4 protein-coding genes are annotated in these 4,784 nt (G+C 45.9%); 2 read left to right on the forward strand and 2 right to left on the reverse strand.

Annotation, left to right across the window (positions count from 1 at the left end; all coding sequences use genetic code 11):
• Both A3756_RS11870 and A3756_RS11875 read right to left on the reverse strand, forming a co-directional pair.
• Window positions 1-1,192: HlyD family type I secretion periplasmic adaptor subunit (locus A3756_RS11870; protein WP_156490430.1), on the reverse strand; the 1,192-nt coding region annotated here is incomplete at its 3' end.
• The gene (locus A3756_RS11875) at window positions 1,149-3,401 is read right to left on the reverse strand and encodes a type I secretion system permease/ATPase (RefSeq protein ID WP_068553558.1); all 2,253 of its coding nucleotides are present in this window, start codon (window positions 3,399-3,401) and stop codon (window positions 1,149-1,151) included. The genes A3756_RS11870 and A3756_RS11875, both read right to left, overlap by 44 nt.
• 143 nt (window positions 3,402-3,544) lie before the next feature.
• On the opposite strand from A3756_RS11875, the gene A3756_RS11880 reads away from it, so the two are divergent.
• Both A3756_RS11880 and A3756_RS11885 read left to right on the forward strand, forming a co-directional pair.
• The gene (locus A3756_RS11880; RefSeq protein WP_068508262.1) at window positions 3,545-4,126 is read left to right on the forward strand and encodes a hypothetical protein; all 582 of its coding nucleotides are present in this window, start codon (window positions 3,545-3,547) and stop codon (window positions 4,124-4,126) included.
• A gap of 255 nt (window positions 4,127-4,381) precedes the next feature.
• On the forward strand, window positions 4,382-4,784 hold a 403-nt coding region (locus A3756_RS11885; RefSeq protein WP_156490431.1), incomplete at its 3' end, for a PAS domain-containing protein.

Here is a 4,784-nt window from a genome sequence, read left to right on the forward strand (position 1 = left end):
GCGTCTTGACGCGTACCAGGTAGAAGCTATCACCTTGTTCATTTGTACTGGAATCAGCACTAATATGAACCAGCTCAGCTTCGAGCCCTCCATAAACCGTGAAATCATATGCGGTGAATTTTACCATTGCTTTCTGTCCAGGGTACAGTCGTGCAATATCGGCAGGGCGGACTTTTGTCTCAATTAGCAAAGCATCCTCCATCGGGACAACACTCACCAAATCCATTCCCGGCTGAATAACCCCACCCAAGGTGGTCACCATAAGCTCTTTAACGATACCATTAACAGGCGATCGAACCTGGGTTCGGTCAACCCTATCCTCCAATACATCGTGACCTTGAGACATCTGAGCCAGCTCTGCTAACACATCATTTAATTCAAGACGAGACTCAGACCTAAAGTCCAACTCTAACTGAGCTCTACGATTTGTCAGCTCTTTGATAGACGATTCAATTTGCGGCAACTTCAGCTCAATATCTGAGGCTCTCCCCTTGGCCTCCAAGACACTCTTTTCAGACCTGATCAGCTCCACCTCAGAGACAACCCCTTGCTCAAACAAAGGCTCCAATATTGCCAACTCCTTTTTCACCAGCAACTCCTGCGCTCTAGACTGACGAAGCTGACCTTGAAGCTGATCCAATAATTGGTGTTTCTGCTGAATTTGCTGACTTATTATTACTTTGGAGGCTCTTAACTGTTCAAGCCTTTGAGTAAAAAGCGCTTGCTGCTCTCTCACTAAAGCCTGGTCATCACGAACCAGAGATTCAGAAAAAGAAAGCTCTCCGCCTTGCGCTTCGGCTCGCAGCCTTTCTGAGCGAGCCTGAAGCACTCGCACTACCTGTTCACGCTCCCGAAAACGGGAAGCAAGCTGCTTATCATCCAGTTTTAATAAAACCTGACCGGCTTCGACTTCCTCACCTTCCTCCACCAATAATTCCGAGAGAATGCCACCCTCAAGATTCTGGACCAACTGCAATTGCTTCGAAGGGATAACCTTACCTACACCACGAACCAACTCATCCACCTCTGCATAAGCAGTCCAGCAGATAAATGAAAAAGAGATCAAAATTATAAGCCACAGCAAGCGTCGTGACTTTATGACATTACCATGATCATTTAAGGCTTGAGTGATAGGGGTTGAACGGAACTCAGTCATTGGAAACACCTCCCTTTCCATGACCTTGTTTATCATTGTGAGCACTTTGGCTCCCTGCCTGAATCAAGCCTCGCTTGAGCGCATCCAAAACACTTTCCTTTGGCCCATCAGCAACAATTTTTCCTTGATCCATCACGATAATTCGGTCCACCAGGGCCAGCAAAGAAGCCCGGTGCGTGCTAAGTAGCAGCACCTTATCCTTAGAGATATTCCGAATATTATTGATGATCATCTGTTCTGTCTGATTATCCATTGAAGAACTTAACTCATCAAATAACAATAAGTCAGGGTCATTGATAAGCGCTCTAGCGATTGCCACACACTGCCTCTGCCCACCAGACAAGCCTTTCCCTTGCTCTCCTATCGGCATATCCAAACCCATCTCATGAGTTTGAACCAATTCCGACAAACCTGACAAATCCACCGCTTTAAGCAAAGCTTCCTGCGGCACTTCTGGAGCCTTCATTAGGATATTTTCACGCAGACTACCGCTAAACAGGGTAATTTCTTGGGGAACATAAGCAATAGACGACCTTAGTTCACTTGCGTTCAAATGCTGAACCTCGAAGCCATTCACTAATAATTGTCCGGCATCAGCTCTACCAAAGCCCAGCAACAACCGCAGCAGTGAACTTTTTCCAGAGCCAATCTTTCCAATAATCCCTACTTTTTCACCTGCATTCAAAGACAGATTAATATCCTTCAAAACTTTAGGCCCACCCGAGTACGAAAAGGATAAATCTCGCATCTCGATGCTTGTTATTTTGCCCCCCAAACTCAGCGATTTAGAAATATCTTCCAATTCATCAGCACGCCGAGACAAATCATCCAAGCCCTTAAGCGCTGACCTTGCTTGTTGGTATTGAGATATCAGGTTAGCAATCTGGGACATCGGCGCTAAGGCGCGAGAACTTAACAGCACACAAGCAATCAAAGCGCCTAAACTCAAAGCTTGCTGCTCAATCTGATAAACACCGACAATTACAATCGCCATGGTTGAAAGCTGCATAACGGAAGCTGATACGATCGATACAGAGTCGGTCAGATGCTTGGCTCTCGCTCCTAATAGCGACATGCGCACCAGCGCTCTCTCCCACAAGCCCTGCTGACGCCCTTGCGCATTAAGGGACTTGATCGTTTCAATGCCGCTTAAGCTCTCAACCAAAACACTATTTTTTTCAGCGGCTGCCTGCTGCATCAAATCAACCACTTTTTTTATCGGGAAATGCACAACGTAACCATAGAGCAAGAGGAAAGCAGCCGCTATTAAAGGCACCAAGGCCAGCTGCCCACCCACAGAAGCGATAACCAATAGAAAGATAATGGCAAAAGGAACATCTGCGAGCGCCGTCATTGTCGCCGCAGTAAAGAACTGCTTGATCGAGTCAAACTCTTTCACCTGACTGGCAAGTGAGCCCACTGACGAAGGAAATTCTTCAAGCCTGATATTCAAAACCTTGGAAAATAGCTTACTCGACAAAACCAAGTCTAAACGCTTACCGGCCTGTTCCAAAAACACATGTCGAAGCAATTTTACCAGCAGCTCAAAAACGATCACTAAGACCAGACCTGACGCCAAAACCCAAAGCGTCTCGATTGCCTGATTGGGAACTACCCGATCATAAACATTCATGACAAACAATGGCGCAGCCAAAGCAAAGACGTTAATCAATAAAGTCGCTGCAATAATATCCCGATAAACACGACTTAAAGCTCTTAGCTCCTGCCACATCCACGAAGCAAAACCACTTCTTCTTGGCTGGTCTAAGGAACTGCTCGTATGCGCCTTTGGAAATACCGAAACCAGCTCTGCAGAGATTTTCTCACTAAGCTCAGGCGCGCTCCAATAAGCCTGCCCCTCTCCCTCAGAGCTAAAAATTTTAACGCTATAAACACACCGGGAAGTATCGTAGCGCTCAATCACGAGCCAAGCCTCATCACTCCCTTTAAGCTGAGCAAGGCAAGGCAAGGCGGCCTTTTCCAGGTCCGCCAAATCCATTTGGCGGCACTGTAATTTGCCTTGGCTATGAACCGCTCTCATCATACCGCTACTTGAAGCTCTTTCGTCTACGGGTAAGCCGTGCAAAAACACCTCACGTGAACAAGCAAACCCAGCTAGCGCCATGACATGCAGATAAGCATTTTGAAGATAACGCGATACAGCTACTTGAGCAGGCTCTACTGCTTCAGCACTCGATACATTCGCCGCATTGTCATAAGAGCTACTGGCGGAATTATGGGACAAAGAAAAAACCTCAAATATCAAAAATAGCTCATCAAATTGTGAGCTAAACTATAGATGAGCTTTAGAAGCGAAAAGACTCTCTGTTACACTGCTTCTTCAAAGCTTTTTCTAACTATAGCAGTTATTTAACGAGGGTATAGACTGTGCTTACACAAGATCAATTCAAGACTAGCAATTTGTTGATCGCCATAAAGGTTACTTTATTGGCTTTATTGTTTTTCGTCAGCACGAGTAAGCTGTATGCCGAAGAAAGCACCAGCACAACAACCGTCTATAAAGTCACAAAACCAGATGGCAGCATATCGTACTCAGACCAACCACAAAGCAACGCCGTCACCTTGGAAGTCGAACCCGTTCCAACCATACCTGCACTAAAACCAAGCCCCATAAGTTTTAGCTCTGCACCTACAGACGACAGCTTTCTTTACCAGTCACTTGTTATTAGCGCACCAATAGACCGGAGCGCACTCCACTCAGGCACGGGTGACATCACTGTAAGCACCATATTAGAGCCTTCATTAAGAGCAGAGGACAAACTGCGCTTTCTGCTGGATGGTGCCGAAGTTGCATTACAAAAAGGGGCGAGCTTGCTGCTAACAAGCCTAAATAGAGGAACACACACGATCACGGTCCAAGTTATCGACCCACAAAACAAGGCTCTTATCTCAGCCAGTAGTCAATTTACAGTTCATCGACCTATCGCCAGAGCGTTCAAAATTAACTAACACATAGAGAGCACCAATAGGGAACACCCCAAAAAAGCAATGCACAAAATTGGTGCGCACATCCTATCTTCATCTATACTAAACCAAGAGCCCTGACACGCAAGCAGTCGGGAGCTCGCTAAATAGCTACTCTCTGAACATATTCGACGCCACATAAAACATTGGTTTGCTTCTTGCTTTGGCTATTATAGTTCGCCCCAGGCAAGAGCAAGCCTGTTTGCATGTAATTTCGTCTTTCAATGGATACAAGCTTTAATGACAACCAACCTGTTCTCAGATGCCTACCAACAACGCATACTCGAAGGCTTGTCGACTGCTGTTATCCTTATTGATGCAAATTACCAGATTAAATTTATCAATCCTGCTGCCGAAATGCTCCTGCAAGCCGGTTACAAACGAATACTATCCAGCAAGCTAGATCACCTCTTTATTAAACATGAAGAACTTTTGTTTGACGAGTTCCAGGCCATTATTGATGGCGGGCACTCATACACTCAACGTGACTGCGAGTTTATTCTACACAACGGCCAAGAGCTTCTTGCAGACTGCTCGGCATCAAAGTTCTCTCAAGATTCTCAGGATTTACTGCTGATCGAAATGCAAGCAAAGGATCGTTTGAAGCGGATCAGCCGTGAAGAACAGCTGCATGAGAACCAGG

The organism is Oleiphilus sp. HI0086, assembly GCF_001635225.1.